General features: G+C 73.1%; 41 protein-coding genes and 1 pseudogene. 39 read left to right on the plus strand and 3 right to left on the minus strand.

What is annotated here, in order from left to right; all coding sequences use genetic code 11:
• Nucleotides 1–99 precede the first annotated feature (99 nt).
• A pseudogene (locus AB0P17_RS15305) lies at nucleotides 100–504 on the plus strand (MFS transporter); the annotation flags it as partial.
• A gap of 63 nt (nucleotides 505–567) precedes the next feature.
• Here the strand turns inward: AB0P17_RS15305 and AB0P17_RS15310 are convergent.
• Nucleotides 568–960, minus strand: coding sequence for a helix-turn-helix domain-containing protein (locus AB0P17_RS15310; RefSeq protein ID WP_365811106.1), 393 nt, complete (start codon nucleotides 958–960; stop codon nucleotides 568–570).
• Between the two features lie 141 nt (nucleotides 961–1,101).
• Here AB0P17_RS15310 and AB0P17_RS15315 point away from each other — a divergent pair, with 141 nt between their 5' ends.
• From AB0P17_RS15315 to AB0P17_RS15430, 24 genes are all read left to right on the plus strand, one after another.
• Nucleotides 1,102–1,323 carry a helix-turn-helix transcriptional regulator gene (locus tag AB0P17_RS15315; protein ID WP_365811107.1) on the plus strand — a complete coding sequence of 74 codons (222 nt, stop codon included), beginning with the start codon at nucleotides 1,102–1,104 and terminating at the stop codon, nucleotides 1,321–1,323.
• Nucleotides 1,324–1,629: 306 nt separating this feature from the next.
• Nucleotides 1,630–2,013: a hypothetical protein gene (locus AB0P17_RS15320; RefSeq protein ID WP_365811108.1), complete on the plus strand. Its 384-nt coding sequence runs from the start codon at nucleotides 1,630–1,632 to the stop codon at nucleotides 2,011–2,013.
• Nucleotides 2,010–2,600, plus strand: coding sequence for a hypothetical protein (locus tag AB0P17_RS15325; RefSeq protein WP_365811110.1), 591 nt, complete (start codon nucleotides 2,010–2,012; stop codon nucleotides 2,598–2,600). Before AB0P17_RS15320 ends, AB0P17_RS15325 begins: the two co-directional genes overlap by 4 nt.
• Nucleotides 2,597–3,625 carry a hypothetical protein gene (locus tag AB0P17_RS15330; RefSeq protein ID WP_365811111.1) on the plus strand — a complete coding sequence of 343 codons (1,029 nt, stop codon included), beginning with the start codon at nucleotides 2,597–2,599 and terminating at the stop codon, nucleotides 3,623–3,625. Before AB0P17_RS15325 ends, AB0P17_RS15330 begins: the two co-directional genes overlap by 4 nt.
• The gene (locus tag AB0P17_RS15335; RefSeq protein ID WP_365811113.1) at nucleotides 3,622–3,906 is read left to right on the plus strand and encodes a hypothetical protein; all 285 of its coding nucleotides are present in this window, start codon (nucleotides 3,622–3,624) and stop codon (nucleotides 3,904–3,906) included. The genes AB0P17_RS15330 and AB0P17_RS15335 overlap by 4 nt, the downstream gene beginning before the upstream one ends.
• On the plus strand, nucleotides 3,903–4,205 hold the full coding sequence (locus AB0P17_RS15340) for a hypothetical protein (protein ID WP_365811115.1): 303 nt from the start codon (nucleotides 3,903–3,905) through the stop codon (nucleotides 4,203–4,205). The genes AB0P17_RS15335 and AB0P17_RS15340 overlap by 4 nt, the downstream gene beginning before the upstream one ends.
• Nucleotides 4,206–4,949, plus strand: coding sequence for a WhiB family transcriptional regulator (locus tag AB0P17_RS15345; protein WP_365811117.1), 744 nt, complete (start codon nucleotides 4,206–4,208; stop codon nucleotides 4,947–4,949).
• Nucleotides 4,942–5,109 carry a hypothetical protein gene (locus AB0P17_RS15350; RefSeq protein ID WP_365811119.1) on the plus strand — a complete coding sequence of 56 codons (168 nt, stop codon included), beginning with the start codon at nucleotides 4,942–4,944 and terminating at the stop codon, nucleotides 5,107–5,109. Before AB0P17_RS15345 ends, AB0P17_RS15350 begins: the two co-directional genes overlap by 8 nt.
• Nucleotides 5,106–5,435, plus strand: a complete 330-nt coding sequence (locus AB0P17_RS15355) for a hypothetical protein (protein WP_365811120.1) — start codon at nucleotides 5,106–5,108, stop codon at nucleotides 5,433–5,435. The genes AB0P17_RS15350 and AB0P17_RS15355 overlap by 4 nt, the downstream gene beginning before the upstream one ends.
• Nucleotides 5,432–5,620 (plus strand): hypothetical protein, encoded by a 189-nt coding sequence (locus tag AB0P17_RS15360; RefSeq protein WP_365811122.1) that lies wholly within the window; start codon nucleotides 5,432–5,434, stop codon nucleotides 5,618–5,620. The genes AB0P17_RS15355 and AB0P17_RS15360 overlap by 4 nt, the downstream gene beginning before the upstream one ends.
• Nucleotides 5,617–5,994 carry a hypothetical protein gene (locus AB0P17_RS15365; RefSeq protein WP_365811124.1) on the plus strand — a complete coding sequence of 126 codons (378 nt, stop codon included), beginning with the start codon at nucleotides 5,617–5,619 and terminating at the stop codon, nucleotides 5,992–5,994. The genes AB0P17_RS15360 and AB0P17_RS15365 overlap by 4 nt, the downstream gene beginning before the upstream one ends.
• Nucleotides 5,991–7,793: a hypothetical protein gene (locus tag AB0P17_RS15370; RefSeq protein WP_365811126.1), complete on the plus strand. Its 1,803-nt coding sequence runs from the start codon at nucleotides 5,991–5,993 to the stop codon at nucleotides 7,791–7,793. The genes AB0P17_RS15365 and AB0P17_RS15370 overlap by 4 nt, the downstream gene beginning before the upstream one ends.
• Complete coding sequence (locus AB0P17_RS15375) at nucleotides 7,783–8,109, plus strand: hypothetical protein (protein ID WP_365811127.1); 327 nt, start codon at nucleotides 7,783–7,785, stop codon at nucleotides 8,107–8,109. The genes AB0P17_RS15370 and AB0P17_RS15375 overlap by 11 nt, the downstream gene beginning before the upstream one ends.
• Nucleotides 8,106–8,585, plus strand: coding sequence for a LuxR C-terminal-related transcriptional regulator (locus tag AB0P17_RS15380; protein ID WP_365811129.1), 480 nt, complete (start codon nucleotides 8,106–8,108; stop codon nucleotides 8,583–8,585). The genes AB0P17_RS15375 and AB0P17_RS15380 overlap by 4 nt, the downstream gene beginning before the upstream one ends.
• Nucleotides 8,585–9,169, plus strand: coding sequence for a hypothetical protein (locus AB0P17_RS15385; protein WP_365811131.1), 585 nt, complete (start codon nucleotides 8,585–8,587; stop codon nucleotides 9,167–9,169). The genes AB0P17_RS15380 and AB0P17_RS15385 overlap by 1 nt, the downstream gene beginning before the upstream one ends.
• On the plus strand, nucleotides 9,166–9,615 hold the full coding sequence (locus tag AB0P17_RS15390) for a hypothetical protein (protein ID WP_365811133.1): 450 nt from the start codon (nucleotides 9,166–9,168) through the stop codon (nucleotides 9,613–9,615). The genes AB0P17_RS15385 and AB0P17_RS15390 overlap by 4 nt, the downstream gene beginning before the upstream one ends.
• Nucleotides 9,612–10,511 carry a hypothetical protein gene (locus tag AB0P17_RS15395; RefSeq protein WP_365811134.1) on the plus strand — a complete coding sequence of 300 codons (900 nt, stop codon included), beginning with the start codon at nucleotides 9,612–9,614 and terminating at the stop codon, nucleotides 10,509–10,511. Before AB0P17_RS15390 ends, AB0P17_RS15395 begins: the two co-directional genes overlap by 4 nt.
• Nucleotides 10,512–10,579: 68 nt before the next feature.
• The gene (locus AB0P17_RS15400) at nucleotides 10,580–11,089 is read left to right on the plus strand and encodes an NUDIX hydrolase (protein ID WP_365811136.1); all 510 of its coding nucleotides are present in this window, start codon (nucleotides 10,580–10,582) and stop codon (nucleotides 11,087–11,089) included.
• Nucleotides 11,086–11,409: a hypothetical protein gene (locus AB0P17_RS15405; RefSeq protein ID WP_365811138.1), complete on the plus strand. Its 324-nt coding sequence runs from the start codon at nucleotides 11,086–11,088 to the stop codon at nucleotides 11,407–11,409. The genes AB0P17_RS15400 and AB0P17_RS15405 overlap by 4 nt, the downstream gene beginning before the upstream one ends.
• Nucleotides 11,410–11,412: 3 nt before the next feature.
• Entirely contained in the window at nucleotides 11,413–11,694 is a 282-nt protein-coding gene (locus AB0P17_RS15410) for a hypothetical protein (protein WP_365811140.1), read from the plus strand.
• A gap of 1 nt (nucleotide 11,695) precedes the next feature.
• On the plus strand, nucleotides 11,696–13,027 hold the full coding sequence (locus AB0P17_RS15415; protein ID WP_365811141.1) for a hypothetical protein: 1,332 nt from the start codon (nucleotides 11,696–11,698) through the stop codon (nucleotides 13,025–13,027).
• Nucleotides 13,027–13,293 carry a hypothetical protein gene (locus AB0P17_RS15420; RefSeq protein WP_365811142.1) on the plus strand — a complete coding sequence of 89 codons (267 nt, stop codon included), beginning with the start codon at nucleotides 13,027–13,029 and terminating at the stop codon, nucleotides 13,291–13,293. Before AB0P17_RS15415 ends, AB0P17_RS15420 begins: the two co-directional genes overlap by 1 nt.
• Nucleotides 13,294–13,405: 112 nt before the next feature.
• The gene (locus tag AB0P17_RS15425) at nucleotides 13,406–14,230 is read left to right on the plus strand and encodes a hypothetical protein (RefSeq protein WP_365811144.1); all 825 of its coding nucleotides are present in this window, start codon (nucleotides 13,406–13,408) and stop codon (nucleotides 14,228–14,230) included.
• Between the two features lie 154 nt (nucleotides 14,231–14,384).
• Nucleotides 14,385–15,101: a site-specific DNA-methyltransferase gene (locus AB0P17_RS15430; RefSeq protein WP_365811146.1), complete on the plus strand. Its 717-nt coding sequence runs from the start codon at nucleotides 14,385–14,387 to the stop codon at nucleotides 15,099–15,101.
• Nucleotides 15,102–15,206: 105 nt separating this feature from the next.
• On the opposite strand, the gene AB0P17_RS15435 is transcribed toward AB0P17_RS15430, so the two are convergent.
• On the minus strand, nucleotides 15,207–16,244 hold the full coding sequence (locus tag AB0P17_RS15435; protein ID WP_365811148.1) for a helix-turn-helix domain-containing protein: 1,038 nt from the start codon (nucleotides 16,242–16,244) through the stop codon (nucleotides 15,207–15,209).
• 158 nt (nucleotides 16,245–16,402) lie between these two features.
• On the minus strand, nucleotides 16,403–16,711 hold the full coding sequence (locus tag AB0P17_RS15440; RefSeq protein WP_365811149.1) for a hypothetical protein: 309 nt from the start codon (nucleotides 16,709–16,711) through the stop codon (nucleotides 16,403–16,405).
• Between the two features lie 194 nt (nucleotides 16,712–16,905).
• Between AB0P17_RS15440 and AB0P17_RS15445 the strand changes: the two genes are divergently transcribed.
• From AB0P17_RS15445 to AB0P17_RS15510, 14 genes are all read left to right on the plus strand, one after another.
• On the plus strand, nucleotides 16,906–17,277 hold the full coding sequence (locus AB0P17_RS15445) for a hypothetical protein (RefSeq protein ID WP_365811151.1): 372 nt from the start codon (nucleotides 16,906–16,908) through the stop codon (nucleotides 17,275–17,277).
• A gap of 156 nt (nucleotides 17,278–17,433) precedes the next feature.
• Entirely contained in the window at nucleotides 17,434–17,724 is a 291-nt protein-coding gene (locus tag AB0P17_RS15450; protein ID WP_365811153.1) for a hypothetical protein, read from the plus strand.
• Nucleotides 17,717–17,878, plus strand: a complete 162-nt coding sequence (locus AB0P17_RS15455; protein ID WP_365811155.1) for a hypothetical protein — start codon at nucleotides 17,717–17,719, stop codon at nucleotides 17,876–17,878. Before AB0P17_RS15450 ends, AB0P17_RS15455 begins: the two co-directional genes overlap by 8 nt.
• Before the next feature lie 112 nt (nucleotides 17,879–17,990).
• Entirely contained in the window at nucleotides 17,991–18,494 is a 504-nt protein-coding gene (locus tag AB0P17_RS15460) for a hypothetical protein (RefSeq protein WP_365811157.1), read from the plus strand.
• Nucleotides 18,495–18,523: 29 nt separating this feature from the next.
• The gene (locus AB0P17_RS15465) at nucleotides 18,524–19,783 is read left to right on the plus strand and encodes a helix-turn-helix domain-containing protein (RefSeq protein WP_365811159.1); all 1,260 of its coding nucleotides are present in this window, start codon (nucleotides 18,524–18,526) and stop codon (nucleotides 19,781–19,783) included.
• Nucleotides 19,780–20,454: a hypothetical protein gene (locus AB0P17_RS15470; protein WP_365811161.1), complete on the plus strand. Its 675-nt coding sequence runs from the start codon at nucleotides 19,780–19,782 to the stop codon at nucleotides 20,452–20,454. The genes AB0P17_RS15465 and AB0P17_RS15470 overlap by 4 nt, the downstream gene beginning before the upstream one ends.
• A gap of 12 nt (nucleotides 20,455–20,466) precedes the next feature.
• Nucleotides 20,467–20,922, plus strand: a complete 456-nt coding sequence (locus AB0P17_RS15475; RefSeq protein ID WP_365811162.1) for a hypothetical protein — start codon at nucleotides 20,467–20,469, stop codon at nucleotides 20,920–20,922.
• A complete protein-coding gene (locus AB0P17_RS15480; RefSeq protein WP_365811164.1) occupies nucleotides 20,922–21,791 on the plus strand; it encodes a hypothetical protein in 870 nt (289 codons plus the stop codon). Before AB0P17_RS15475 ends, AB0P17_RS15480 begins: the two co-directional genes overlap by 1 nt.
• A gap of 81 nt (nucleotides 21,792–21,872) precedes the next feature.
• Entirely contained in the window at nucleotides 21,873–22,085 is a 213-nt protein-coding gene (locus AB0P17_RS15485) for a hypothetical protein (protein ID WP_365811166.1), read from the plus strand.
• 242 nt (nucleotides 22,086–22,327) lie between these two features.
• Nucleotides 22,328–23,089 carry a hypothetical protein gene (locus tag AB0P17_RS15490; RefSeq protein WP_365811168.1) on the plus strand — a complete coding sequence of 254 codons (762 nt, stop codon included), beginning with the start codon at nucleotides 22,328–22,330 and terminating at the stop codon, nucleotides 23,087–23,089.
• A gap of 126 nt (nucleotides 23,090–23,215) precedes the next feature.
• Nucleotides 23,216–23,437 carry a helix-turn-helix transcriptional regulator gene (locus AB0P17_RS15495; protein WP_365811169.1) on the plus strand — a complete coding sequence of 74 codons (222 nt, stop codon included), beginning with the start codon at nucleotides 23,216–23,218 and terminating at the stop codon, nucleotides 23,435–23,437.
• Nucleotides 23,438–23,466: 29 nt separating this feature from the next.
• Complete coding sequence (locus AB0P17_RS15500) at nucleotides 23,467–23,715, plus strand: hypothetical protein (protein ID WP_365811171.1); 249 nt, start codon at nucleotides 23,467–23,469, stop codon at nucleotides 23,713–23,715.
• Between the two features lie 180 nt (nucleotides 23,716–23,895).
• Nucleotides 23,896–24,108 (plus strand): hypothetical protein, encoded by a 213-nt coding sequence (locus AB0P17_RS15505; protein WP_365811173.1) that lies wholly within the window; start codon nucleotides 23,896–23,898, stop codon nucleotides 24,106–24,108.
• A 120-nt stretch (nucleotides 24,109–24,228) separates the two neighbouring features.
• Nucleotides 24,229–24,462 carry a hypothetical protein gene (locus tag AB0P17_RS15510; protein WP_365811174.1) on the plus strand — a complete coding sequence of 78 codons (234 nt, stop codon included), beginning with the start codon at nucleotides 24,229–24,231 and terminating at the stop codon, nucleotides 24,460–24,462.
• Nucleotides 24,463–24,500: the final 38 nt, after the last annotated feature.

Here is a 24,500-nt window from a genome sequence, read left to right on the forward strand (position 1 = left end):
CCGAAGGAGTGGCGGACTTCCGGCCGGAAAGGGCGGCGGAGTCCGCGGGACGGCCCATGGCGCCTTGTACGGACGGCTCCTGGCCCCTATCCTCACTTTGTGCCGCTTCTAAACAAAATGCGCACGGCTCTCTCCGGCGACGCGGCCGGAGCGCCCCGGGCGCGTTCCCCCCTCAGCCGCCTGCGCACCGTCCTGACCGTGATCTTCGCCCTCGACGGCTTCCTGTTCGCCGGGTGGGTGGTCCGCATCCCGGCGATCAAGCAGCAGACCGGGGCGTCGGCGAGCGATCTCGGCCTCGCCCTGCTCGGTGTCTCCGCGGGCGCCGTGGTGACCATGATGTTCACCGGCGGGCTCTGCCGCCGGTTCGGCAGCCATCCGGTGACGGTGGTCTGCGCGGTGCTGCTCTCGCTGAGCGTCCTGCTGCCGCCACAGACCCACTCGGCGCTCACCCTCGGACTGGTGCTGCTGCCGTTCGGCGCGGCCTACGGCGGGTTCAACGTGTCGTAGACACTAACAACTTCGGGCAGACGAAAGCCCTGGCTGACACCGTTGTCGGCCAGGGCTCAGCTATGCCGTGCGGCGAGCATCCTCGCGACTCGACCTCAGAATCTCGATCATGGTGCGCCGATCCTCCTCCGACAGGTCCAGCTCCCAGACCGCCCGCTCGTACCGGTCGGCGAGGTTGATGTAGGGCTTCGGCTGCGGCTCCGCAGGCTCGACTCGCTCGAGGTCCACACCTTTGGTGTACGAGCGGTTGATGGCCCCCGGAGCCAGCTCGAGCGCCTGCTCCCATAGAGGGCGCTTACCTCGACTGATGACAGTGCGGCCGTTCTCTGCGGCGCTGACGGAGTTCACAGTGATGCCGATACGGCTCGCCAGAGCCTGCTGAGTCAGGTCGAGTTCCTCGCGGCGCTCCGCGAGGTGCTTGCCGACCAGTGTGGGGGTGCCGGACTGGGTCATGTCAGAGAACTTTCGCAGGTGGACTCTAGAAAATCTACAACTCTTGTCCACTACTTGCAGCACTCCGGGAGCGCGGGGGCGCATGAGTCCATCTTTGGTATGAGACTTGTACAAGTTTAGTACCTGTGCTTATCTTCACTCATGCCACTTCGATCGAATGGGGCGGAGATCCGACGTCGCCGCGAGCTGATGGGCATGACGCTCACGCACTTCGCGGAGAAGGCCGGGTACTGCCTGAACCACGCCAGCATGGTCGAGATCGGCCGATCCAACGGCGGCCCGAAGTATTTGACGGCCGCCGCGCACATCCTCGGCTGCGAGATCGCCGACATCACCGAACCGCCGCGCAAGGCCGCGGCATGACACGCCGGGTGTGTCGGACCGTCGATGACGCGTGGGCCGCCGGTTGGGATGCGCCGTGCGAGCACGGCGTCACCGACCTGAGGGACTGCCCGCGCTGCCGGCTCACCCCTGCCGAAATCGGGAGTCTCGCCGTTCTGCTGCGGCCTGGCCCCGACGAAACCATCCCCGCGCGCAACGCGGCCTGAACACGCCGCGGGGGTCACTCCGACTCCCCAGCCCGAGCGACCCCCCGGCCCTCATCCACAGAAACGAGGACCAGTGATTCACCCTACCCATCCGACGCAACGACAGGGCCAGCCTCTGGCCGTGCCCGTCCCCCTGACGGTCGCCGACGGTGTGCACCCGTACCCGTACGAGCCGCTGGCGTTGACCGGTCACGACCAGGCGGTGGAGGCCACGCGCCAGGCCGTGGCTGCGGTCACCGCGGACCCGTACAGCACGTCCCAGACTCTCAGCAGCCCCGGCGCCTACACCGCGAGCATCTACTACGGCGAGGACCTCGACGCCGTGCGCGCGTTCGCCACGCACTTCGGTTGCGACGAGGTCAGCACCATCCCCGTGGAGAGCACCGAGGGCAAGACGGACGTGACGGCAACCGCGATGGTCTCCGGCATCCCCGTCACCGCCTGGACCCGCGTGCCCACCCGCCAGGTCGACACACCGGCATCCGAGACGGAGGCCGGCCGATGACGACCGCCATGGAGTCCTACCTCGGCTGGGACCTGCTGCCCCACCGCGACGACTGCGCCCGCCCGGAGTGGTCGGTCGACGTCCGTACCGAGCACTCCGCGCTCCGGCGCCGGCACGACGGTGTCGCGCACGACTGCCCGAACGAGGAGTGCGGGCACGGCGACCACTACTCGCGGACCACCGTGCGCATCGTGTGCCAGTCCTGCGGCACGGCCCACGTGATGACCGGCGAGGAGACCCCGGAGCGGACGTCCACGGCCGCGCTCGGCTACGGCCAGGAGCCCCGAAAGGCGGCCGGCCTCTACCTCTACCCCGGCGCACCCGTCCTCTACGGGTGGGAGAGGAGCGAGCCGTACGAGTACCTGGTCACCGCCGCCCGCGTCGACCGCGTCCAAGTCGGCGATGTCGTGGGGCTGATCACGCAGAGCCGGGGCAAGCGCGGCGCGGTCCGCTGGTCGGCATGCGCCGCGCCCAGCCCGGAGGGCACCTACGGCTACCGGCCCCTCCGCTGGACCCGCGCCCAGGCCGACCTCCGCTCCATCGCGGCCGCCGCGAAGTGGATCGCCGGGGCGGGTGAGTCGGCATGACCGAGCTCCGCCACGCGACGCAGCCCGCACGCACGCCGAAGCCGGGCCCCGCCCCGGCGTCGTCCGGGCAGATCGCCGCCGCCCGGGACGCGCTGGGCCGATCCATCGCCCTCCTCGACAAGATCCGCGAAAAGGGCGGCCAGTGGCCGCCCCGCCGCGCCCAGCGCCTCTACAGGTCCCTGGGCTACCGGGGCATCCCGCTGCGGATGTCCGTACTCGGCGACCTCGACCGCCTGCACCGCCTCGGCTACCTCAACGCCGACACACACAACCCCGACCACCCCGTCTACACCCTCCGAACGACCAGCCAGACGCCCGCGCTCCGGGAGAAGACCACCCCCACCGCCGCAGCGGCGGGGACTGCGGTCACTCCCGGCTCCGCGGCGGCCGTCGAGGCGGACACGCTGACCGCGGTGGCCCGGGCGCTGCGTGAGCAGCCGACGGGGCGGCAGCTCCTGGACGGCCTGGACGAACTCGGCGAGGCCGTCGTCCTCGAGGACACGGCCGCCGTCGTCGACTGGGTGTCGGCCCTGTCGCATCTCCTGGACAACCACCGGGCCGTGCCGCTCGGCCCGGCCGCGGAGGCCGACGTCTCGAAGGCCGGGCACGAGACGGTGATCGCGGACCGGATCCGCGCCCACTGCGGCACGAACCGTCTGTCCGCGGACCAGGCGGCGATCGAGATCGTGGCCTGGCACATCCGCCCGCTCCTCGACCACATCGCCGCGCTGGAGGACAAGCTCGCCGCCCCCGTGACCAGGTACCGCGCGGAACACGAGTCGTTCCCGGTCGCCGAGTACACCAACAAGGCCGCGGTAGTCGCGCATCTCGAGGATCTCCTGGTCCAGGAGGAGGGCGAGGCTGTCCGGCCGCGGATCGTGTGGTCCGACCCGGATCAGGACGAGGAGGTCCCCATCTGGGACGTGCACCTGCGCGACCCGGCCACCGGGGACCTGATCCCCACCGGGTACATGGTCACCGCGATCCCGCTCCCGCACGACTACGACGCGGAGGCCGAGGGATGAGCGCGGACACCCTGACGTACCTGATCATCGCTGGCGCCGCCGTCGCGACGGTTGTCTCATACGCCGCCGGAACCGTTCTGGCCTGGGTGAAGCGGCTGGCCGGCCTTACCGCACCGGCGCCGCGGGGCCGGGAGATCATCGGCCGGTTCACCCCGGGCCCGCGTCCGGTGCCGCACGACTACGTGCCCGTCCACACCCCGCAGACCCGTACGTCCGGCCCCCTGCGCGCCCTCGTGGTGGCCGGGCGCCGGCTCCTGGCAGCAGCACGGGAGTCCCGATGAAGACCACCGCGAAGAAGAAGACGCCGGCGGCGGCGAGTCCGGCGCAGCAGACGTGGAACCACGGCCGCGTCGGCGCGCCGGTACCGGGCCAGGTGCTGGCCGCGCCGGGGTCGTGCACCACCGAGCGGTGCGGGGAGGTCGCGGACTCGATGGACGAGTCGGCCGCGTCGTTGCGCGGCTGGGTGCGGGCCGGTGTGTACGGGTCCACCGAGCCCGACCGCGTCTGGTGTTCGGGCCAGTGCGCCGCGTACGGGATCGCGCTCGCCGAGCTGCGCGTGACCGGCGGGAGGGCACTCTAAATGTCCACCCTCACGCCGTCGGCCGTGGATTTCTCGCAGGCCGAGTGCCTGACCACGCCTGGCCCGTTCGGTGCGGTCCCCGGTGTACCGGAGGCCCCGGAGGCCGCGCTGAAGGTCTGCGCCCGCTGCCCCATCCGGGCCGCGTGCCTGGAGACGGCGATGGAGCAGGAAGGCGCCGCGCGTGCGAGTATCCGTGCCGGTATCCGCGGCGGGCAGACAGGGCAGCAGCGCGCCGCTCTGTACCGCAGGCGGGCCCGGGCACGGCTGGCCCAGGTGCCCGTCCCCGGTACGGGCACCCGGTTCCGGTCCGCGTCGGACGACGAGATCGTCGCGCTGCTGCGCACCGGGATCGGCGACCAGGCCGTAGGGCGGGTCATGGCCGGCCGGGGGACGACGGCCAGCATCAAGCGGATCGCGCGGCTGCGCCGGGAGCATGACATCCCCCGGGGTTCCCGTGGGGTGGCGGCTCCGCCCACTCCGGCCGCGTGGAGGCAGCACACCCGTCCGGCGCCCGGCGGTCACCTCCTGTGGACGAGCACGGTCTTCGGCTCGGCGGCGTCCCCCGTGCTACACCACGGCGGCTCCTCCTACAGCGTGCGGCGCCTGTCCTTCCATGCGGTCCACGGTCGTGCACCGGTCGGGCAGGTGAGCGCCGGGTGCGGCGTCCAGCACTGCTTGACCGGTGAACACCTGACGGACGGACAGATCCGCGCTGCCGCAGAACAGGGAGCACGCCATGGCTGATCTGGTGATAGCGCACCCGTTCCTGCTGCTCCTGATCGCGGGCGTGGCCTGCGCGGCGCTGGTGGCGGCGGGCGTGCTCCTGGTCGTCGGTCTCGTGGCTGGGGCGTGGCGGTGGGGTCTGGCTCCGCTGATACGGCGCTGCCGCTCCGGGCCCGCGTGAGCGGCGCCCCGGCCCGCCGGGCGCCAGGACTGCCGGTGTTCTGCGGAGTGCTGATCCCGCAGAACACCGGGCCCGGGCTCCCGTGCTGGTGGTACGCGCAGCTCTACCCGTGCGGCTGGTGCTGCCAACGACACACTCCGGCTGCCCGGGCCGGCCGCCCCGAGCCCCCGCCGGGCCCGGGCTGGCCCATCGCCGCACACACCACCCCGTCCCCTCTCAGCACCTCCTCCCTGATTGACGAGCGTGCCGTCGCCTCCGGCAAGCGCCGCTCCTCGACCTCCACCTACCGGGCCGCCCAGGCGGCCGAGGAGAAACGGAAGCGATGACCATCACCGCCGCGGCGGCCCCGGCTGGCGGGGATCCGGCTCCGGAGCGGCTGCTGCCGACCCGGGGCCGGGCCCCCTGGGCGAACCGGGCCCGGCCCTGCCGCCACTGCACCATCCCCACCCACCACCGCGACCACCAGGGCCAGCCCGCCCACCCCAACTGCCTGCAGAAAGAACGCACATGACCAGCACCAGCCGACGCGGACCCACGGTCCTGCGGACCACGCCGCTCGCCCGCCTCGAGCCGTGGGAGCCGCCGCTGCGCTCCTACTGGGAGGCGTACATCCTGCGCGCCCCCATGATCGCCCACTACAAGTTCACGGCGCTCGCCCTCGCCACGTACACCGACCACGCGGGTCTCATCCGCGAGGACGCGCCGGTCGGCGTCGACGAGCTGGCCGCGCAGACCATGCTGGCCCACTACAAGGTCGAGCACGCCGTCCTGATGCTGGAGTACCGGCGCCTCATCCACTGCGCGGACGGCCGGCCCGCCCGGCTAATCCTGCCGCGGTCCTCCCTCGCCCTCATCCGCAAAGCCCGGGAGCTCCAGGCCCGGTGACCGCCGCTCTGCTCGCCCCTGCTGAGCCCCGCCGCACTCGCGGCGGGGCCGGTGGCGTGCGCCACAACAGGCCACGCCGCAGGAGCGAGCAGACCGTGTGGGTCCCCGAAGCCCTCTTCCGCGGCACGCACTTCAACGACGAAGCGGCCACCGTGTATGTGAAGGTCGCCGCGCTGGACGCCCGCCGTACCTGGCCGGGGTCCCGTGCGGACACCGACCCGTGCACCGCGTCCGTCGCCGAACTCGCCGCCACCCTGGGCCTGTCCGTCTCCGCGGTCGAACGGGGCCTGAAACTCCTCAACCGGCCCGGCCCCGACGGCGCCGCGCCCTGGCTGAGCACCAAGCAGCGCACCCACACCGGCGGCATGGGCCGCACCGCGAAGCGTCACGCCCGCCTGGTACCCCGCGACGAGGCGGCCCTGGAGGTCTCCGTGACCGTCGCCGAGGCCCTGACGCCGCGCCGGTTCCGCGCCTACCTGCACCTGGCCCGGGCCACCGCGAAGGGCCTGCCCGTCACCGGTGCCGAGCTGGCCGGCGAACTCCACCACCAGCCCGGCAGCAAGCACGCCGGCGAGCCGCTCAGCGAGACGACCGGCCGGCGCATCATGACCGAACTGGACGCGGCGGGCTGGATCACCCTGGACCACCGTTCCGGGTACCAGGGCCGTCACCTCGTCACTGTCAACCGCCACCCGCTGCTCGCCGCCGAGGCGCCCGTAGACGAGCAGCTCGCCCTCCCGCTCGACCCCCCGGCCCCCGGCCCCTCCGCCGGGACGGCCCCGTCCGCGATCACCACAGACGGATCCGGTGCCGCCGATCATGACGGGTCCCTCGCGTCTAAGGAAGACAGCACTTACTCCACTGACGGGACCTCGCAGCTCGGTGGGGGGTGCCGCCGTAGGCGAGGTACCAGTAAGTGGGCCACCGGTCCTGTGGAAAACCCCGGTGGTGTCCCTGACAGCCTGCGTTCCGGTCACCGCGAAAAGCGCAGCAACGGCGGGGGCCCAGACCGGCCGTACGACGGTCCGGGCCTGACGGTCTCCGCCCGCATCTGGCAGGTCCTCACCCCCGTGCACCACGTCTACGACCACGCCACCGTCTGGGAGCAGCGGGAGATCGCCCGCCGGATCGGACGGCAGCTCTCCGGCGGGATCCCGCCGGAGCGGCTCACCCACCGCATCACCCACCGCTACGCCGTGGCCCTCGACCCCTACCGCGGCCCGGGCGGCATCGGCCGGTGGATCCTCGGCGTCGCCCTGAAACCCGGCAACCAGTGCGGGCTCGCGATGTGCGAGGACGGGGCGACCTGGCCCACCCGTGAGCCGTGCCCCGGCTGCGCCGAGATCGCCCAGGACCGCGCCGCCGCGTCCGCACGGCTGCGGCGCGAGGCCGCCGAACGGGACGCCCGGGCGCAGCAGCGGCGGGCCGAGGAGCGGTGGGCAGAGCGCACCGCCGCGTGGGGACGGCGCCTCGAGGAGGACGCCCGGGCGCAGCGGGAGCAGGAGCCTGCCGTCCCGCCGCCAACAGCTCTGCCGCACCCGGTACCGGCCGGCCAGGGCGGCCCGGTGGACGAGCGGTGGCGGCCGGGCCTGCCACCCCCGCCCCCCTCCTCGGCCCCGGTGCTGACCCGCGCGGAGAAGACCCGGCTGCGCGCGGCCGCCACCACGGAGGAGGTGCGGGCCGCGGTCGACCGCTACGGCCAGGCCGCCGCCATCGACCTGTACGGCCACGCCCTGGTCCTCCCGCACCTCAACCGTCCTGATCCGTACGGCCTCGAAGGAGAAGCCCGTGCTGAGTAACGCCGGTCTGGCCCGGTGTGATCGCTGCGGCGATCCCATCCGCTGGACCCTCACCGACAAAAACCGGGCCCGCCAGGCCGTGAACCCGGAGCCGGACCCGGAGGGCACGCGGGCGGTGTGGACGACGGTCACCGGCACCGTCATGTCCCGCGCCCTGGACCGGGAGCGGCCCACGCTGGAGGCCGCCGAGTGGCAGGCCCGCGTCCACGTCTCCACCTGCGGCAACCCGCCCACCCGGAAGCCGCGCAGCAGCGGATCGGCGCAGCGCCGCCGGTCGGGTGTCCGGCCGGCGCGGTGGCAGGGGTGGACCCGATGACCGGCCGGTGGCTGGTGTCGGGGGTGCTGCGGGATTACGACCTGGTGATCCTGTCCGGTCTGGCGCGCGGGCAGAGCGTGCCGGAGATCGCGGCCGCCGCCGGCGTGTCCGCCGGGACCCTCCGCAACCGTGTCCTGGTCCTTCGGCAGCGGATGGGGGCGCTGTCGTGCGCGCACGCCGTGGCCCTCGCCTACGAGCACGGCTGGCTGAACGGGCTGACCCGTGAGCCGGCCGAGCCGGTCCGCCTGTCCGGTCATCAGCGGCGCGTGCTGCGCATGGTCGCGGCCGGCCTGACGAACCAGCAGATCAGCCGCCGTCTCGGCGTCAGCACGGGCATGGCGGTCATGCAGGTACGCCGTATCTACCGCGTCATGGGCACCGCCCGCACCGGCAGGTCCGCCGGTGCCACCCGCGCTCACACCGTCGCCCTCGCCTACCAGCACGGCCACCTCACTCTCACGGACAGGAGCACCTGATGCCCGGACCCGGAACCCGCCCCGGCCGTTACGCGAGCCGCGAGCAGATCGAGCAGCTCCTGCGGGACGGCGGATCGAACAGTGCGATCGCCCGTGAGCTGCACTCCGACAGGCACCGCGTCGCCGCGATCCGTCGTGACCTCGGACTGCCCAACGTCCCGGCGCAGCCGCTCACCCTGGAGGAGAAGTGGCGCGCCCGGACCCGGCCGGCCGACGGCGGCCACCTCGAATGGACCGGGGAGCGGCAGTCGACCAGCGGGACGCCCGTCATGCGGTACGAGGGAAGGACGTTCACCGCGGCCGCGATCGCCTTCCGTATCCGGACCGGCCGCGCCCCGGACGGCTACGCCCGCGCCGAGTGCGGCCACCACCAGTGCGTTGAGCCCGCCCACGTGGACGACACCGCGACGAGGATGACGACGCGCGAGCAGCTGCGGTACCTCACCGGGCGCGGCGAGCGGAAGCCGGTCTGCCGCCACGGCCACGACCAGGCGGTGGAGGGCCGGTTCGAGTCGGACGGCCGTCCGTACTGCGAGGCGTGCAAGCGCGACCAGCGCCGCAGGACCGCCGGGCGCGCCGTATGACGCCCACCGCCGCCGACGTACGGCGGGCCCGGATCCTGGCCGGCCTGGCCGCCGGGGAGAGCTACACCACCATCGCGGACGGTCTCGGCGTACGGACCGGAACGGTCGGGGACTGGGTGTACGAGCTGACTGCGCGGGTCGGGGTGCCGGACCGGGCGGCGCTGGTCTCGTACGCGTACCACGTCGGCTGGCTCGCCCTCCCGGACCGGCCGGCCACCACCTTCCCGTGCCCGCTGCCCTATCTGCGGCGCGCCCTGGTGTGTATCGCGCTGGGCATGACGGACCGGCAGACCGCCGCCCGCCTCGGCATCAGCCTGCGCACCGCCCAGACCTACGGCGAACGCCTGCGCGCTCATTACGGAGCCCGGCACCGCGCCCACGCCGTCGCACTCGCCCACCAGCACCACCATCTGCCCACCAACCTCACGACCAGGAGCAGCAGTTGACGAACACTTCAGCCCCCGTCCGGTACGCCGGGTGGGCGGACGTCCCCCACGGCTACATGACGAAGACCGTCCTGGGGGAACTCGATCTGCCGCGCCGCCCGGGCGGGCCGGTGCGCGCCACCGTCACCGCCCGGGACTTCCGTGACCGGGAGACGTCCGTGGACCTGTACCTGGTGAGCGAGTCGGTGCCGACGGCGGCGAGCACCGCGCAGCTGGCCGCTGCCCGGGCCCGTACCGGAACGGACACCCGATGCTGCTCGGACTGCGGTGCCCGGCCCGACCGGCCGTGCATCCTGCAGGAGGACGGGGCGGTGCTGTGCGGGTGCTGCGCGCACATCCGGCACCTGCGGGCCGCGCAGCGCCAGGCCGCCGAGCAGAGCGCCGACGCCTCCCGGTCCGCGGCCCGGCTCCTCGCCGACGAGCGCCTGGCCGTCGTCCACGTCGACCTCACCGAGCGGGGCACCACCCCGGCCGGCAACCTCCGCCCGCCGTCCGCCGCCCGTGTCACCGCCCTCGGTCCGCAGGGCCAGCCGCTGTGCGACGTCACCGTCCGGCTGGTCGGCCCCCGATCCGCCGGTATCCCCGACGGAGCCGTGTCCCCGCAGGACGCGGCCGCCGCCCTGGCGGTCCTCGCCGACCGGGTGCTCCTGCAGTGGGAGGGCGGCACTCTCAGCCCCGTCGCCGGCGCACTCAGCGCCGCTGGCATCGAGCCGCCTTTCCCGAACGGGCACGGCGCCCGCCGCGCCCTGTGGGGGCTGGCGTACCGGTGGCGGGCCGATGTCGACGTCCGTACCCGCAGTGTCCGCCAGGCCGTACCGCCCGGGCGTGCCGACCGGATGCTCTGGCTCCTCCAGCAGATCGCCGCCGACGCCACCCCCGAACCGCCTACCCCATGAGCCACCGGCCCGGGGCAGCCCCACACACGCGGCTGCCCCAGGGTCCCCACGTACAGGAGCAGACACTCATGAGCAGCACCAACCCCGGCCACGCCTCCCTGGTGGCCGTCGACGGCCGGGACGCCCTCGCCTACATCATCATCCGCCCCGGCTCCCAGCCCGGCGCCGTGTCCATCGAGTCCGGCTCGCAGGGCCTGGAGAAAGCCGTGGCCGCCGAGGTGCTGCGGCGCGTCGCCGACGAGTGGGGCAGTCTCCCCGAGGACCAGGCGACCCGCCAGGTCCTCGCCGAGATCGCCGACGAACGCCGCCGCCAGGACGACAAGTTCGGCGAGCAGAACCACCCCGCCGGCACCGGGCAGCACCCGGAAACAGTCGACGCGGACGTCGCCCGGATGGCCTGCCAGCAGGCCGCGGAGGGCGGCTACCTCGACTGGATGCACATCCTCCGCGAGGAAGTAGCCGAGGCATTCGCCGAGAGTGATCCGGCCCGGCTGCGTGCCGAGCTGGTCCAGGTCGCCGCCGTCGCCACCGCGTGGATCGAATCCCTCGACCGCCGCCCCACCGGAACCACCCCGTGAGCGACCAGCAGCGCGAGGCCGCGCGCCGCCACCGCGCCTACGAGCTGCTGTTCGCCGCCGGCTGCCTCGCCCTGTCCGCCGTCGCCCTGTGGTGCGCGGACCACGGCCTGTGGTGGCACACCGTGCTGTTCGGCGGTGTCGCCCTGGTCCTCGCCGACGGCGCAGCGCGCTCCGGCGCCGACTACCGGCACGCCCGGGCCCGCGCCATCGGCACCACCACCGGCGGGCCGTGCTGCGCCACCTGGCCCGCCTCCCGCCACACCGTCCATGGCGCCCGCTGCACCCACACCAACCCCCCGTACGAGAGCAAGGAGCACTGACCCATGCCGACCGAGCAGACTGATCCGCCGAGCCAGGACTACCGCGGCCAGGAACTCGCCGCCGGCGACGCAGTCGCCTACGTGAGCCAGGGCGGTCTCATGCCCGGACTCCTCTTCACCGGGCAGATCGCCCTGATCCACAAGAACGAGATGTGTATCAAGTCCGACAGCCTCATGAGCAGCCTCATCACCCTGCGCGGCGAAGAGCGCGAGGCATTCGGCGGCCGGCCCGCCCGCATCCGCTACGCCACCGTCCACCGCATCGCCGACCAGCCGGAGCACTGACATGACCGAACGTTACGAGGCCGCAAGCGAAGCGGCACGGAACCTGCTGAACGGTTTCGACGACATCGACCTCGCCGAGATGGTCGCCGCCCGCGACCGCGCCGACGTCCAACGGCAGCAGCAGATCGTCCAGCGGGAGGCGGAGCGGGACGGGGCGTACCGGGAGCGGGCGCACCTGGTGGCGTGGCTCGCAGCTCTCCACCCGGCCGTCATCGCGCCCGCGTCCGACGTCGACGAGGACGGCTGGCAGATCCTCTACCTCACCGCCGGCACCTGGCAGATGTCGTGGCACATCGCACCCCGCGACGCCGAGCTGTTCGCCGGCGTCGAGCACGTCGACGCCGACGATCCCCGCGCCCAGTGGGACGGCCACACCACCGAGCAGAAGTACGACCGCATCCGCCACCACGCCGACGCTGTCCGCACGGCCCCGCCGTTCGCCCGCGCGTTCCGCCTCCACCACCACGGGCGCGTCCTCCAGGGCGCCGAGTTCCCCGGAGGGCAGACCGTGCTCCTGGACCTCCCGGACGCCTACTTCATGACCGGCGCGCCCTCCCTGGACCAGCTCCTCCTCGGCTACCCGCACGCCCGGATCGAGTGGGCGTCCGCCAGCATGTGCGGCCAGTCGGTCCCCGGCCTGATCGGTGCGATGCCGCTCGGACCGTGCGTCCCGCGGCACCAGCACGACGATGCCGTGCACCAGGACACGAACGGCACCACATGGAGCAGGAATGCGCCCGCCGACGACACCGAGGCGCAGCGGGTGGGTACGGTGGCCGCCAGCCACGAGGCGGCGCCCGGCACCGAACAGGTGGCCCGGGCAGTACGCCGCGACTCCCTGCGCGTCCTGCTCACCCGCGTCGAACACGGCCTCGTCCTCTCCGAGGACGAGGCCCGCACCCTGCGGTGGCACGTGAAAGCCGAGATGGACGAAGCCGACGCCGCGCGACGCAGCGCCGAAACAGCCCGGGACACCACCCTGCGGGAGGCCATCGAGACAGCCCAGGCGGAGGCCATCCGCCTCGAGGAGATGGCGGGCATCGAGCCGGCGCGCGGCGCCCGCTGCGTCTCCTACCTCCTGAACAAACGCCTCAGGAAACAGTCCGCGCAGCCTCACGCCGACGGCCGGTCGACGGTGCGGGGAGCGGGCCAGTTCGCGTGCACCACGCCCTGTGTGCGCGGCGTATGCGGCAGCTCCTGGACCGACCAGCGGTGCGGGACATGCTGCGAATGCAACCTCACCTGCGACGGACCGCCCGACAGCAACACCCTCTCCTCCGGCCGCACGAACACTCCGGTCCGTACCGACACCCACCCCGGGGAGCAGCGCTGATGGCCCGTCGTATCCGCCACAAAGACATCGCCGGCGCGCTCGCCGACGCCGGGCATCAGCCGTCGGAGTGGATCGACGGGGACTGGGACCCGGGATTCCGGACCGCCCAGTCCGGCCCCCGCCTCGTGCACGTCTACTACGACGGCCCCGGCGAAGCGGACCAACTCGGCATCTACACCGAGGTCCTGCGGGGCCTCGGCTACGCCGTGGCGCCCGAGCAGCAGGAGCGCGGCGGCCGCCGCCGGCTCGCCGTCACCCTCCCCTGAACACCCGCCCCGGAACACAGCGCGGGGGCGCGCCACACATGTCTGACCAGGACCGGCGCACCCCCCCGAGGTGATCATCAGCCTACGCCCCACCGCCCTTATGGAGCGCACGATGAGCACCACCCGCACACCCCGCCCCGCCACCGCCCAGCACCTGTGGACAATCGCCCGCCACTGGCCCGACCTCGCCGAGGCGCTCACCACCCGTACGGCGACCTGGCCCCCGGCCATGGGCATCGCCGCGCTCGCCCACCCCGCCGACAGCGAGGAAGCCGAGGCCGCGACGTGGCGCGCCGAAGCGCTCCGGCTCCTCGAGCGGTCGCCGGACCAGCCCGGCTGGACCGCAGCCCCCCTCCACCTCGGCGTCCTCGACACGATCGCCACGGTCGAGGGCGCGCTGATCGAACTCGCCGACCAGACCGCCGACGCCGTGCAGCGCCCGCAGACCTCACCGCCCCCGCCACGCCGCGCCACCACCCGCCCGGGCACGGCCGGCGCCCCGGGCGGGTTCGACTTCCCGGCCCACGCCACCACCGTCCAGGCCCGTCGCGTGCAGGAACACGAAGACCGCCGACGCGCGCTGGCGGCGATGCGTGACGCACGGGATCCGCGCCGCTGGCAACTCCCCGCCTCCGGCCAGGGCGCGCCCCAGGCTGACTGGGGGCGGCGTACGGGGGACCGGGCCGCGCTGTGGCTGCTCGCCCGGGTCCAGCACGCGCCCGGGCCCGTCCGCCGCCGCCTCAACCCCCTGGAGACCGCCCGGATCACCACCGTCGCCGCCACCGCGGCCCGCATGGTCGAGCGCGCCCTCGACCTCGGCGCAGAGCGCGCCCGCATCGCCGTGCCCTGCCCGCACTGCGGCGGCACAGTGACCATGTACGGGGGCTCAGGCGTGGCGCCTGGCGCTCACTGCGCCGGCTGCGGCCGCACTTGGTGAGTGCCAGCCAGATGCCTGGCGGGCAGGACGCCGTGCTCCCACCAGGTCGCGACCAAACGGTCACACATCGAATGCATGCTCTATTTGATCATGGTCGGGTAGGCACCGACCCGCTCGCCACCACGGCGTACGCGGCCCGCCACCAGGAGGCGCTATGCCCGCATGGACCCTGCACCAGGGCGACGCCCTCACCCTGCTGCCCACCCTCGACACCCCCGTCGACGCCGTCATCTGCGACCCCCCGTACAACTCGGGCGGCCGCACCAACGCCGAACGAAAGAGCCAGGGCGCCCGCGACAAGTACGTTGCGGGCGACGCCGGACATCTGCTCGCCGACTTCGACGGGGACAACCGCGACCAGCGCGGATACACCTACTGGCTCGGCCTCGTCATGGCGGAGACGTACCGGCTCACCCGCCCCGGCGGCAGCGCGCTGGTCTTCACCGACTGGGCGCAGCTCCCCGCGACGTCCGACGCCATACAGGCCGGCGGGTGGACCTGGCGCGGCATCATCCCCTGGCGCAAGCCCATCAGCCGGCCCGTGAAGAACGGGTTCCGCCGTGAGTGCGAGTACGTCCTGTGGGGCACCAAGGGCGAACCGCTGCGCCACGCCCCGACGATCTACCTGCCGGGCTGGCTGGAAGGCTCCCAGCCCCGAGGGAAGGCGCGGGTACACATCACGCAGAAGCCGGTCGACGTGATGCGGCAGCTCGTCCGGATCGCGCCGCCCGGCGGGCTGGTCCTGGACCCGTTCGCCGGCAGCGGCACCACCGGCGTCGCAGCCCTCCTCGAGGGCCGGGCATTCCTCGGCATCGAGGGCTCGCACGACTACGACGCCGTCGCCCGCGAACGGCTGGCCGCCGCGGCGTAACCGGTCAGGCCGCGCCCGGCCTTCGAAAACAAGGGGCTGCTGAGCTTCGGCGTCGCGGAGGCCTCGCGCTTTCCGGTGGTCAGCCTTGCCTTCAAATCGAAAGGCTCACGCCCGCACGTGGGCGGCGTCCGGATGGCACACCTCGCACTGGCCGCCGTCAGGGCCCCGCCGGAACTTGGGGTTGTACCGGGCCGCAGGGTGATCGCCGCAGCCGCACCACTCCGGCAGGGCGTCCGCCGCCCGCGCCAGACGCTGCGGCGGCAGCTTGTCGAGCAGCCGCCGCCGTACGAGCCCGGCCGGGGAGCCGATCTCCGCCGGGAGCCCGGCCGTCAGCGCCTGCCGCAGCTGCGCCTCCGTCCCGGCCTCCAGCCACGGCACGGCCAGCGGGGCGAGGCGGATCAGCTCCCGTACGCCGAGCTGGAGCCGGGGCTCACTGGCGGCGATCCGGGACAGCGCCTCGTACGCCTGCCGCTCCGTGCCGACCAGGGCGTCGGGGATTCCTGTCTTCGGCGCAGCGTCCCGCCCGCCCTCCCTCGTCGGCGCCCCGGCGTCCGCCGCCGTCGACGGGTGGGGAGGGAGGGGAGGCTCTACGGGGATGATCACAGGGGAGGTTCGGGGGTCTGCCAGTCCCCCCGTGCCGGACTGTGAGTCCCCCCGTTCGGGATTCTCAGTCCCCCCGTGCCCGGATCCACGGGGGGACTGAGAGTCCTTGGGGCGAGGGGACTGTGAGTCCCCCCGCGCGGCGGGCCTGGATTTGCCAAGGTCGCTGCGCCGATTCTTGGGCGGCGGCGGGGCGATGTCCGGCCGGTCCTCCGGGGTGAGCGGGGGCAGTCCGGCCTGCGCCCGCTCCGCGTTCATCCGGTCGGCGTTCGGGAACCAGGCGTACGGGATCATCAGGTCGTAGACGACCGGTCGGCGGTCGGCCCGGATGTAGCGGGCGGCGGACTGGTCGCCCGGCGCAATCAACCCGCGCTTCGCAAGGCGGGCGAGAACGCGCTGGACGGTCTTCGGGTCAGCCATCACAGTGGCGGCGATCGTGTCCCGGGAAGGGAACGCATCACAGCCGTCGGCACGGCCCGCACGCTCGCCGAGCGTGACGAGGACCAGGCGCTCCAGGCTGTCGGCGACGGGCGCGTCCTTCAACGCCCACAGGATCGGGTCAAGACTCACAGGGCGGCCCGCGAGCAAAAGGGCATGTTCGATACGCTCAAGGCGGCACTTCCTTGCAGGGGTGCACTGGATCGGCGGGTTGCTGCCCGCTGGTTCTTCGGCCGGGCGACCTCGACATCGCCCGGCCGTTCCTATTCGGCTGTGGAGCCGTCGGTCTTCTTCGGCGGGCGCTTCGAGCCACGCAGGCCAGCGCCGATCTGCTGTGCTCTGGCCGCCGTCACGTTGCCGATGATCAACGCAATCTCGGGCCAGGTCTTGCCCTGCCGTTCCCTGAGCGACTGCACCCGGCTCTGCCTGAGCTGTCTCAGCCGCGCGTGATACGCGGGCCAATCGCGCAACGCCTCCGACACGGCAGCCGTACACGCCGCGTCGTCCTCCATGGCCTCAAGGTCCTCGATCGCCTTCATCAGCCGTTTCACCTCCTCGGGCTGGTCCTTCAAGCCCGCTCTCCCTTCTGCCTTGAGAGCGCGACCGGACAACACAAACCCTAGGGCTTGCATCACGCGCCATGCAAGCCCTAGGGTTTGCATGGCGAGGCCGCCTCTCAGCCTCGCTGCAACAGAACGGCCCCGACCGGTGTGTGGAAGCCCGGTCGGGGCCAGCCAGACCGCCTGAATCCCCAGGAGGAATGACCATGCGCGATCGTATCCGCGCCGCCGCCACGACCGCAGCCCCCACCCCGTCCGGCATCCGCGCCCCCCAGACCGGCCGGCGCGCCATCGCCACCGGCTGGGTCCGCGGCCGCCCCGGCCCCAGCTACCCCGCCCAGGTCCTCAACGCCCTCGCCGACCAGCTCACCCCCACCGCCGCCGAGCCCGTCACCGTCGAGGTCTGGACGGACGCCCTGCACACCGCCGGCCGTACCGTCCTCGCGACGGTCCCCCGCATCGTCTGCACGGCGACCCTGGACCACGTCATCGCCACCCTCCCCGCCCCGCGTATCAGCCAGGGCGAGACCTGCGGCGAGTGGGCCCTGCGCCTCCGTACGGCTGCGCGGTCGATCTGATGGCCACCAAGCAGGAGCGCATCGACGCGCTGCACAAGGAAGCGGACGCCGACTACGCCAGTCCCGAGGCGCAGGAGGCACGCGCCGCTATCACCAAGGACGCCAAGGCGGAGGCCGAGGAGCAGGCCGACCGCGCACAACGGGAGGGCAAGCGCCATGAGCGAGACCATCACCCCCGCCGTCCGCGAGCTGATCTCCGCGGTCGCCGACGCCCTTCGGGTGCCCCGTGCGGCCCAGTCGACCGACCGCGAGACGTACCACTACCTCATTGAGGACCGGGTCGTGTCCGCTCGCGTCGCCGTCGAGATCGCCCTTGACGGCGGGTGCGTGGACTGGTGCACCCAGTGGCTGCGCAAGGAGACGACGGCCACCCCGGTCACCTACGCGCCCTACGTCCGCCCGGACGAGCCGGCCGCCGACCAGGACGGCGGTGCCGACCGTGGCTGAGCCGCAGGGCATCACCATCACCGAGGCCGTCCGCCGCCACGAGGCCGCCCAGGCCGCTATGCGGGCCGAGGCCGAGCGCCGCCTCGCCGCCGCGCAGGCCACCGCGGACGCGCGCGCCGCCGCCTCCAACGCCGCCGCGGCCCAGTCGTCCTGACCGTCTGACCGCTGCCTCCCCCGCCCGTCCGCCCGTCACGGCGTACGGGCGGGGTCGCAGGGAGCCGTCCAGCCGGACCGCGCCACCCCTACGCCACGCCCTGGAGGGCCTCATGTTCCGCATCACCCGCACCAAGACCCAGACCGCCTTACGCGCCGAGCTCGACCAGGCCCACGCCGACCTGGCCGAGCTCCGGGCCGTCGCCGACGCCCTGCGCTCCGGTGCCGACCGGGCCGCCGACGCCGCGAGCCGCGCCGAGCTGACCGCCGAGCGGCTCCGCGACCAGCTCGCCGCCACGACCTCCACCAGCACCCGCACCGAGGGAGAGCTGACCGTCCTGCGCGCCCAGCACCTCCTCGACACCGAGGACCGTGTCGTGCTCCGCGCCCTGCTGCGCACCGCCCGCAAGACCCAGGCCACCGAACGGGTGCACATCGTCTTCCGTAAGGGCGAGGTCCACAGCGTCCACGTCACCGCCGAGGACGCCGAGGACGCCGCCGAGCGGGAAGGCGCCGCCGGCAACTGGGCCGCTGTACCGCCCGGCACCGCCCAGCACACGGACGGCCCCGCGCCCTGGTGCATCCAGCGCTTCCCCCTCCAGCGGACCCAGCCCTGACCCGCCCCCTGCCCGGAAGGCCCCTGACCGTGAAGACCCGCACCGACCGCCGCACCCGCTACATCCCGCACACCGAGGCCGGCGAGACCCGCACCATCCCCGACCACTACACCGAGGAGACCCCCGTCCCGCCCCGGGACTGGGACCACATCCTCCTCAAGACGGCCCTCGCCGCCGCCGTCGGCTTTACCGGCATTTCGGTCATCTGGTCCGCGGTCTCCGGCGGCGGCCTCCTCGCCACCACCGCCACCCCCTTCGTCGCCTACCCCGTCGCCCTCGCCTACGACGCCGCCTGGATCACCTGCCTCATCCTCGAATGGCTCGCCCGCCACGACCCCGACCGGCGCGCCCTCCCGCGCCGCATCGGCCACGCCGCCCTCGCAGTCGCCATGGTCGTCATCTACGCCCACGGCCACCTCGCCGGCCAATCCGTCGCCGGGGCCGCCGGAGCAGCCGTCAGCCTCATCGCGAAAGTCCTGTGGATCCTGGTCCTGAGCCAGTTCACCTTCGAGCTGCCCGAACGCACCCGGGCCTGGGTCCGCGTCTCCCGCGCGGAGATCGGCGCGGAACTCGCGATCACCCAGCAGCGCCGCCAGCTGGACCGGATGCGCAGCCAGTCCCACGCCCTCCAGCTGGCGTCCGGCTACACCGCAACACCCCCCGTAACGGCGACCGTTGCACGCGACGCGACACCCCCGCCGCCCGCAACACCCCCTGCCGTCGCGCCCGTCGTGCCGCCGAAGGTGCTGCCGCCCGCAGCCCACGCTGCGGCCGCCGAGCGCCCCGCCCGCAACACCGGGCGCAGCGCCGCACGCCACACCCGTCGCGCCCGTCGCACCACCCCGCCCCCGGCGCCCGTCGCACCATCCGCCACCCTGCCGCCACCGCCCCCGCCCAACCAGATCCCGCCCGGCACCACCCTCCTTCCCGTCATCTGCGCGCCGCGCAACACCACACCCGCCGCGCCCCTGCGCCCGGCCGCGACACCCGTCCCGCCTGCGACGCAACACCCCGCACCGCCTCTGGTGGACCGTGTTGCGGCTGCCGCGACGCACGCCGTCGCACCGGTCGGCGACACCGAGGCGCTGCTCACCGTCGCGGACGTCGCACGGCTGCGCGGCGTCAAACCGGGCACGGTCCGCTCCTGGGTCAACCGCGGCAAGCTCACCCCCGCCACGCGCGACAGCGACGGCCGCACCGTGTTCCACCGCGACGCCGTCGCAGCCCTCGACACCGCCCCCGCAACACGGCCCGTCGCACCGTCGCAGATGGAAGGCGGCTACGCGTGAGCACCGAGCACCAACGCCCCGACGACACCGACGGCGACGGCGAGCACGCCCTACGCGCCTGGCTGCGCCGCCGTATCGACGGCCCCCGCGCCGACGAGCAGCCCGAGCCCGAGCCCCTCGTCCGTATCCACGTCGTCCCGGACCGTACGGCCGTCGCCGAGGACGAGCCCGGTGACGGCGACGAGGACCAGGACGAGGGGGAGGAGCAGGAGCCGGAGGCGCCCCGGCGCGGCCCGTACGAGTGGTGGTCCCTCGGCCGCCGCACCGTACCCGCCCCGGCCGCCACCGCGCCCGAGGAGCTCGCCCCCGGCGTGCACGTCACCGTCAACCAGCCCGTCCAGCCCGCCCCGGTGGCGGCGGCGCCGGTCGACGAGCGTGCCCAGCAGCGCCGCTCCCTCATCCGCCGCTGGCTCCTGTTCCACGGCGCTGCCGCCGGCACCGGCTGGTACCTCGGCCTCGGCCCCTCCATGGCCGCCCTCCTCGCCGACAGCGGACAGTCCGCCCCCGCCGTCGGCGTTGCTCTCATCCTCGTCACCACGATCTTCGGCGCCTACCTGCCCGGCCTCACCTTCATCCCCCCGCCGCTGCGCCCCGTCGCCGTCTGGGTCTGCCGCATCCCCGCCGCCACCGCCGCCCTCGCCCTGGCGCTCCACGCGCCCGGCACCCTCTAGGAGCCCCGCACCATGTACGTACTCGCCGCCTCCGACACGGGGCCCGCGCTCGGCGCGCTCGGCGCTGGGGGCATCGCCCTGGCCATGGCCTTCCTTCTCGTCCTCGGCGTCCAGGGCAAGGGCAAGGTCAAGCTCAAGGACAACCCGGCTCTGATCTGCGGGTTCATCGCCGGGACCGCGTTCAGCGCGGCCGGTGCGATCTGGTCCAACCCCGAGCGGCTCACCGGGCAGGGCCTGGCCGGCCTAGGCGTCGGCACCGGCGACGACGGTGTGTTCGGCAACGTCGGACTCGGAGCCGTCTCCCTGATCCTCCTGATCCTCATGCTGTGCTGGTCCCTCACCCCGTTCCGCGGCGTCGTCCTCGGCCTGGTCGCCGCCGTCGTATGGCCCGCGGCCGGAGGCGGCACCATCTGGGCTGTTCCCAGCGAGCTGGCCGGCGGCGTCCTGATGATGTTCGGCGGTGCCTGATGGAGCACTGGATCGCCTTCTGGACCGCCTTGTGGGTCGGCTCCGCGCGCATCTCCCGCCGCCTGGTCGAGTGGCTGCTCGGCATCCCCAAGACCGCCACGAAGACCAAGACGAAGAAGGCCGAGACCAAGACCGACGCCGCGACCGAGTCCGCCGAGGACGCTCCGGACGAGACCGAGGCGGAGGCGGGGGACCAGCAGCGGCCGGCCAAGAAGACCACGGCGAAGAAGCCGGAGCCCAAGTCGGACCAAGCCGCCGGGGGAGGTATCGCCGTACGCCTCGTGTGCCTGCTCCTCGCCTGCGGGTTCATCAAGGGCCTGCCCTACACCACCGCCATCGCCCAGGCGTTCGCCCTCGGATGGCTGCTCCTCGCTCTGATCCTCGGCTACGCAGCCACCCCGGCGGCCGCCGAGGCCGACGGCTCCAAGGCGGACGCGAAGACCGACCCGAAGGCCGCTCCGCACCCCTGCGAGACCCTCTCCCCGGAGTACGTCACGGCCCTCCTCCACGCCGTCTACACGACCGGCTCCGGGGTCCACCTGACCACCCTCGCCGAGCGCCTCCAGGTCCTTCACCCCGAGGCAGTCTGGCGCACCCGGGATGTGCGCTCCCTCCTGGCCCGCGTGGGGGTCTCCACCAAGGCAGTCAGGGCGGGCGCCTCCAACAGCCCGTTGGAGGGCGTCCATCGGGACGACTTCCCCCCTCTCCCGGGCCACCCCCCTGTTGGCGTTGTTGCCGCAGGTCAGACCGCCAACAACAACACCAACAACAGCGACGGAGAGGGGCCCCGAGAGGGGATCTCGATCATGAAGGACCCCGGGCATCCGACCCGGTACGACGTCCACCACCACGACCGGCCCGCGGTCTGACGGCTGCCCGATCCGCCCGGCAGGACCGGGTGGTGAGGAGAGCCGGAGCAGCCCGCCCGGACGCGAGAGAGGACGACACGGATGTCCAGCAGCCGCCACCACTTCCGCACCCAGCCCGACGACCAGACCCGCGCCGAAATCAAGACCGACATCACGAACTCCCGCCGCGCCCAACGTGACGCCGCCGCCAACGGACAGCACCGCCTCGCCGAGACCATGCGCCAGGCCACTGACGAGCACTTGGACGAGCTGGCCGATCTGGACGCCGGACGCTGGCGCCCGAAGCACGCCTGACCAACCCCCGGGGCGGCCTCCGCCTGCCAGCACCGGCCGCCCCGGGCCCCATCACCCACCAGGGAGACAGGACCCCGATCATGACACTCGCCCGGCTCACCGCGACCGCCCTGCGGTACACCTGCCCGCAACTCGACTACTGCCCCCCGTGCGCTGGCCACTACCCGCCCAGCCACTTCCCCTGTGGGTGAACCCCACCGATACCCACCCGTAGATCCACCGTCCAAGGAGACGATGACCCGATGAAGATGACTGACCCTCACCACCCCTACTTCGTGGCCGTCAAGAACGGCCTCGGGGATCTGTACGACCCCGAGCAGTCGTGGGCCGAGTACGCCTCGGACGGCGAGGTCATGCTCATGGAAATCGTGATCCAGATCGCCCCCGACCACGTGACCGCGGCCGGGTGGACCGGCCTGCTGCTCTTCTGGGACCAGGTCCACGGCTGGACATGGGCCTACCAGCACGGCGACAGCAGCACCTCGCAGCCCGCGCAGCTGCTCACGGGCGCGCTGGTAGCCGACCCGGCCGACGTCGCCCGCGCCACCCATACCCTCCTCACGCCCGGCGGCCCGCCGCTGCTCCCTATCCCCGGCTCTGCGCGCCCTCATGACGGACACCTCACGCCCGAGCTGGAGAGGGCCGTGGGCCAGGAGACCGACGAAGACCCGGGCGACATCGACCGGCCCGACGCGGCGGCCCTCGCTGCGTACGCCGACGTCGTCTCGATCCGTACGCTGTCCGCCGCCGTGGACGCGTCCGGCCTTCCCGACATCACCGTTGGGACCGGCCTCCACTGCGCCGTCAGCGTCTGGATGACACCGGAGGCGGGAGAGGCCCTGGGGCACCGGCTCGGCCTCGCCGCCGACGCGATCCTGCCGCTCGGCCTCGCCGCCGTGGGCATCCGGACGACGGGCGGCGCGGCCATGCCACACGGAACAACGCTGCACCTCGACAGCACCGGCGCGGCGCGCCTGGCCGAGCTGCTCAACGGCTCCTCCTGACCACTGTCAGACCCCCGCCGTACCGTGAGACGCATCCCATCCGCGCTTCATGGCTGCGGCGCTGCTGGACCCGAGGCCCCGCCACGTGCGGGGCCTCACCCATATCCCGACCATCACGGAGACACCATGCGCCTCAAACCACACCAGCAGATCATCCTGAGCCTGGCCGCCAACGGCCGTACGGACGCTCAGATAGGCGAGTTACTCGGCGTCGGGCCATCGGCCGTCACCCGGCACCTCACCGCGATCTACCGCAAGCTCGGAGCCACGAACCGCGCCCACGCGGTCGCGCTGGGGCTGATCACGGGGGAGCTGACGGCTGAGGACGTCCAGCCAACCGGCACGTGACGGAGGCCGTGCTGCGTCACGATGGGCGGATGATAGACCACCTCTGCGCCGCCGCAGCAGCGGCCCACAGCGACGCTCCGTGCGACGGCGACCGCTTCGGCCTCGTGCTCCGCTACGAGCCCACGGACTTCGGCGGCACGATGGGCTGCCCGCACCACACGGCACTGCTCCAGGCGCAGCACCCCGGCAGCGTCATCGTGCCCGCCGCCGAGTCCATCCGCACGATGAGCGTCTTCGCCAACCACCCGGACCTGGTCGCGATGGATGAGGACGGATGACGCACAGGGGCTGACTTTCGGCCACAGTGGCGCGTACTGTGACATCCCGGCGGCGCCGCGAGGCTCGTACGTCTTCCCGCGCACGAGACCTTCCCGCCACGCTGCGCCGCCGGCCCCCGTAGACCGCGGCCCCCGCCAGACCCCCGTTGGCGGGGGCCGCACCGCGCGATACTGGACCGCATGCCGAAGAAGCTCGAACACGTCGCCACCGCCAAGCACCTCACCCTGGACGAGCTGGCCGCGTTCGTCGCCGACGCCTACGCCTCCGGCGCCACCGGCACCGAACCCGTGAGCGCCACCGTGGGCTTCAGTGCCAAGCTGCGCACCGTCCACCTCATCGTCCCGGCCGACCCCATCGGCACGCCCGACAGCCCCTCCACCGAGTCGGCTTGACTCTGTGTGACTGATCCGTGCATCATGGGCCGCAAGTCCGGCGTGCCCGGACACAAACTGCAGGCCCCGCCCTCATGGTCGGGGCCTTTGTCATGCCCGTCTCGCCTGCGGAGCAGCCCCATGCCCACGCTGACCACCGAACAGGTCACCACCCACACCATCACCCTCACCGAGGACGAACTGCGTGCGCTCAGAGAAGCCGCCGGCATCGCCCTCAAGGCCAAGCCTGACTCAGAGCACGTCGACCAGTGGGCCGCGTTCGTTCGCCTCGGCAAGCCCGCCACCCGCAGTGCCGCACGGGCCGACTTCATCGACGCCCACAGCAACCCCGGCATGATCCACACCACCCCCTGACCCACCCCGCCCCCAGGACACCCCCAGGGGCCAGGAGG

The organism is Streptomyces sp. NPDC088124 (assembly GCF_040685895.1).
Lineage (GTDB): Bacteria > Actinomycetota > Actinomycetes > Streptomycetales > Streptomycetaceae > Streptomyces.